The sequence below is a fragment of the Rhodococcus sp. NPDC057014 genome (assembly GCF_042673295.1).
In the GTDB taxonomy this organism is placed as follows: Bacteria; Actinomycetota; Actinomycetes; order Mycobacteriales; family Mycobacteriaceae; genus Rhodococcus_F.
The window spans coordinates 1-3,860 of record NZ_JBHUSF010000510.1; the positions used below are offsets into that span (position 1 = coordinate 1).

The following is a 3,860-nucleotide window of genomic DNA, read 5'->3' on the forward strand; positions in this document are numbered from 1 at the left end:
CTGCCCGAGGTACCGGCCCGCGGCTCCCGCGGCCGCGGCCGTCGCGGCGGCGGCCGCGGCCAACAGGAGAAAAGTGCGGCGCGGCAACCACGAATCCTCGGAATCCGAATTCTCGGGTGCCCGCGCGGTGGCCGTCAGCACCCGCAGGACCGCGATACCGGCGACGACCCCGACCACTGTCGGCAGCGCATACATCCAGGTGGCGCCGGGACGCTGGGTGGCGGCCACGATTCCCACCAGCCCGAGCGCCGCGAGGATCGCGCTGCCGAACGGGGCGCGAGGGCGCTCGACGATTCCCGCGACCGCGGCGAGGGCCACGATGAGGATCGTCATGCCCACGAACAACGCGGGTTTGTCGTTGGTGCCGAACGTGTCGATCGCGAACTCGCGGGCCCAGGCGGGACTGCGGTCCACCGTCGTCGATCCGACCGCGTAGAACGGCGACGCATTCGGGTCGATCAGCACCGCCAGGAGCTCGCCCACTCCGAGTACCATGCCGGCGGCGATCACTCCGGCGAGCGCGCGCGAGAACAGGTGCCGCCGTCTCCGTGGCGTCCGCGCCGCCTCGTCCCGGTCACCGATCGTGGTCGTCATCGCAGCCTTGCTCCTTTGCCGTCGTCACCGTGTATTCGGAGCTGAGAACGCGCACGGATGGGAGCCCACCACTAGTATTTACCGGATGAACCAGCTCGACAAAGACACTCTTCTCTGCATCTCGCTCTCCGGCCGGCCGAGCAACATCGGCACCCGGTTTCACAATTATCTGTACGGCGAGCTGGGCCTCAATTTCGTGTACAAGGCGTTCTCCACCAACGACCTCCAGGCTGCGGTCGGCGGCATCCGGGCGCTGGGGATCCGCGGCACCGGTGTCTCCATGCCGTTCAAGGAGCAGATCATCGACTACGTCGACGTGATGCACGAGTCGGCGTCGGTCATCGAGTCGGTCAACACGGTCGTCAACGAGGACGGGGTGCTGCACGCCTACAACACCGACTATCAGGCCATCGCGAACCTGTTGCGCGACAACGCGTTGCCCCACTCGCTGTCGGTGGCGGTGGCCGGGAGCGGCGGCATGGCCAAGGCCGTCGTGGCCGCCGTGCGCGACTACGGTTTCACCGACGTCACCGTGATCGCCCGCAACGAGAAGACCGGCGGCGCCGTCGCGAAGCAGTACGGATTCGACTGGCAGCCCGAACTGGGCGCGGCGCGGCCCGGGCTCCTGATCAATGCCACCCCGATCGGAATGGCCGGTGGTCCCGAGGCCGAGGATCTGGCATTCGCACTCGACGCGATCGACGCGGCGGACGCCGTGTTCGACGTGGTCGCGATGCCCGCCGCCACGCCGCTGATCCGGGCCGCGGCCGAACGCCACAAGACCGTCATCACGGGCGCCGAGGTGATCGCGCTGCAGGCCGCGGAACAGTTCGTCCTCTACACCGGCGTGCGCCCGTCCCCCGAGGAGATCCGCAGGGCGTCCGAGTACTCACGCTCGTGAGGTGAGCACCGCCGAGACACCCGCGCAGCGGCTCGCCCGCAATTTCAGCGAGCTGCTGCAGGAACTCCGTGTCTCGCAGGCCGGTGTGCAGATCCTGTTCGCCTTCCTCCTCGCGGTCGCCTTCACCGAGGTGTACGAGGAGCAGTCGTTCGGCCTCCGCATGCTGCACCTCGTCACGGTGCTCCTGACGACGGTGTCCTCGGCGCTCCTCATCGCCCCGGCGGTCTGGCATCGCGTGCTGTTCCGTCAGGGCCACCAGGCCGACATCCTGCGCAAAGCCAACCTGTTCGCGCTGTGGGGTGTCGGATTTCTGGCCGCCGCCATGACCGGCACCGTGATCCTGATTGCCGAAGTGGCAGTGGGCGGTCCGGTCGCGATCGTCACCGGCGTGGTGGCCGCGCTGATGTTCGCGACGCTGTGGTTCGCGCTGCCCCGGCTTTTCAATCGCCACGCCGACAGCGAGGACTAGGTGTAATTCCTGGGGACGTTGTGAACGCCGACGCGGTCGATGGGTGAGTTGCCGCCGATCCCGGTATGGGGTCGGTGGTGATTGTAGTCATGCAGCCAGGCTTCGTAGGTCGATGAGCGGGCCTCGTCGCTGAGGTAGGTCTCTGCATACGCCCACTCCGCGGCGAGGGTCCGGTTGAACCGTTCGACTTTGCCGTTGGTCTGGGGCCGGTACGGCCGGGTTCGCTTGTGCGCAATGTCCGGGCCGAGAGCATCAGCGAAAGCTTTTGAACGGTAACAGGATCCATTGTCGGTCAACACCCGTGTGACGGTGATGTGGTGGGCCGCGAAGAAGTCGTTCGCTCGGGACCAGAACCCGGAAGCGGTCTCCTTCCTCTCATCGCACAGAATTTCCGAGTACACGAGCCGCGAATGATCGTCGACGGCGTGATGCAGATACGAGTAACCCACTCCGGAGCGGTTGCGACGTCCGGCGGCGCGGCCGAGTTTGCGGTGGCCACCGCCATCGGGGATGCGGCCGAGCTTCTTGATGTCGACGTGGACCAGGTCGCCCGGTGCGTCGTGCTCGTAGCGGTGCGCCGGCGGCCGGCGGACCGGCAGACCGGTGGCCTGGTCGAGGTGAGCCAGCTTCGGCATCCGGTATCGGCGCAGGACCGCTTCGACGGTCGAGCGGGCCACGCGCAGGTGGTGGGCGATGCGGTGTGGTCCCCAGCGGCGGGTGAATCGCACCTTGATGATCCGTCGTTCGGTGTGGGTCGGGGTCTGGTGCGGGCAGTGACGTGGTCGACTCGAGTGATCGTCCATTGCGGCCTCGCCGCCGTCGCGGTAGCGGTCGACCCACTTCTTGACCGTCGCTGGCGAGCACTGGAACCGCTCCGCTACCCGGCGTAGCGACCAGCCGTCTTCGAGGACCAGTCGCGCGAGTGCGGAACGTCCCCGTGGAGTCAGGAAGGCATTACGGTGTGTCATGAGGGCCTCTCGGTAGCGGCGTGTGTGTGGTAACCACACCGATACCGGAGGTCCTCACCTATTCCTGTTCGCCACGCCGTTCACAACCTGCCTGGGAACTACAACTAGGTCCCGCCGTCCCGTTGTCCGTGAGCTGTTGCCCGACAACGCCTTTCCCACCGGACACTCCCTCGCGCCCACCCCCGGGCCCCGTCGCGCCTCCGCCCGGCCGCGAACCTCCCCCATGTCCGAATCTGGATTAATTCAATTTTGGGTCTTGACACGAATTGTGACCCCTGTCACGCTTCTCTATACGGAATCATTATTTCGCATTGTGGAAGAAGGGTCGCATGGTTTTCGATGCAGGACTCCGACGATTCAACGAGGCTTCACAGTCCGAGGCGAAGAAATGGGCACGGATCTGCCTGGACATCCCCCGGTGGGCAGACGAACTCGTCTCCGCCCGGCCGTACCCCGATCGCGCCTCGTTGCTCACCGCGGCCAGGACCGGGGCCGGCCCCCTCTCCGCGAAGGAGATAGAACTGGCCCTCGCCCGCCACCCCCGAATCGGTGAACCCCCGGGCGGCGACGACGCCGAGGCACACCTGGCCCGCGCGGAACAGTCGAACGTCGATTCGTCCGACGCGGCGGCGACGAAACGGCTCACCGACGGCAACCGCGCCTACGAGGACAAGTTCGGACGGGTCTTCCTGATCCGCGCCGCCGGGCGCAGCACGTCCGACGTCCTCACCGCCCTCGACCGCAGGCTCGCCAATGACGAGGACAGCGAATTGGCCGTTGTCGCAGAGGAACTGCGCGACATCGCCGCACTCCGGCTCGCCGGGATGCTGGACGCATGAGTTGCCCTGTGTCAAGCCGCCCGTTGTTGATGGGAGATCAGCCGTTGGAGGGCGCCGTGTTTGTCCGGTTCGTAGGCCAGGTTGTCCTG

The 3,860-nt window shown here is 66.7% G+C and carries 4 protein-coding genes and 1 pseudogene; 3 read left to right on the forward strand and 2 right to left on the reverse strand.

Annotation, left to right across the window (positions count from 1 at the left end; genetic code table 11):
• Nucleotides 1–594: pseudogene (locus ACFTZB_RS43915) on the reverse strand (oxidoreductase); the annotation flags it as partial.
• An 85-nt stretch (nucleotides 595–679) separates the two neighbouring features.
• Between ACFTZB_RS43915 and ACFTZB_RS43920 the strand changes: the two are divergent.
• The gene (locus tag ACFTZB_RS43920; RefSeq protein ID WP_378442027.1) at nucleotides 680–1,495 is read left to right on the forward strand and encodes a shikimate 5-dehydrogenase; all 816 of its coding nucleotides are present in this window, start codon (nucleotides 680–682) and stop codon (nucleotides 1,493–1,495) included.
• A gap of 1 nt (nucleotide 1,496) precedes the next feature.
• Nucleotides 1,497–1,964 (forward strand): DUF6328 family protein, encoded by a 468-nt coding sequence (locus tag ACFTZB_RS43925; protein WP_378442030.1) that lies wholly within the window; start codon nucleotides 1,497–1,499, stop codon nucleotides 1,962–1,964.
• Here the strand turns inward: ACFTZB_RS43925 and ACFTZB_RS43930 are convergent.
• Nucleotides 1,961–2,932: an IS481 family transposase gene (locus ACFTZB_RS43930; protein ID WP_378442032.1), complete on the reverse strand. Its 972-nt coding sequence runs from the start codon at nucleotides 2,930–2,932 to the stop codon at nucleotides 1,961–1,963. The two genes, ACFTZB_RS43925 and ACFTZB_RS43930, sit on opposite strands and share 4 nt — an antisense overlap.
• A gap of 329 nt (nucleotides 2,933–3,261) precedes the next feature.
• Between ACFTZB_RS43930 and uraD the strand changes: the two genes are divergently transcribed.
• A complete protein-coding gene (uraD, locus tag ACFTZB_RS43935; protein ID WP_378442035.1) occupies nucleotides 3,262–3,771 on the forward strand; it encodes a 2-oxo-4-hydroxy-4-carboxy-5-ureidoimidazoline decarboxylase in 510 nt (169 codons plus the stop codon).
• Nucleotides 3,772–3,860 lie beyond the last annotated feature (89 nt).

Excerpts from the sequence above, each read along its gene's own strand:
- ACFTZB_RS43920 (WP_378442027.1), top strand. The coding sequence starts at position 680 with ATGAACCAGCTCGACAAAGACACTCTTCTCTGCATCTCGCTCTCCGGC.
- ACFTZB_RS43930 (WP_378442032.1), bottom strand. The coding sequence starts at position 2,932 with ATGACACACCGTAATGCCTTCCTGACTCCACGGGGACGTTCCGCACTC.
- uraD (WP_378442035.1), top strand. The coding sequence starts at position 3,262 with ATGGTTTTCGATGCAGGACTCCGACGATTCAACGAGGCTTCACAGTCC.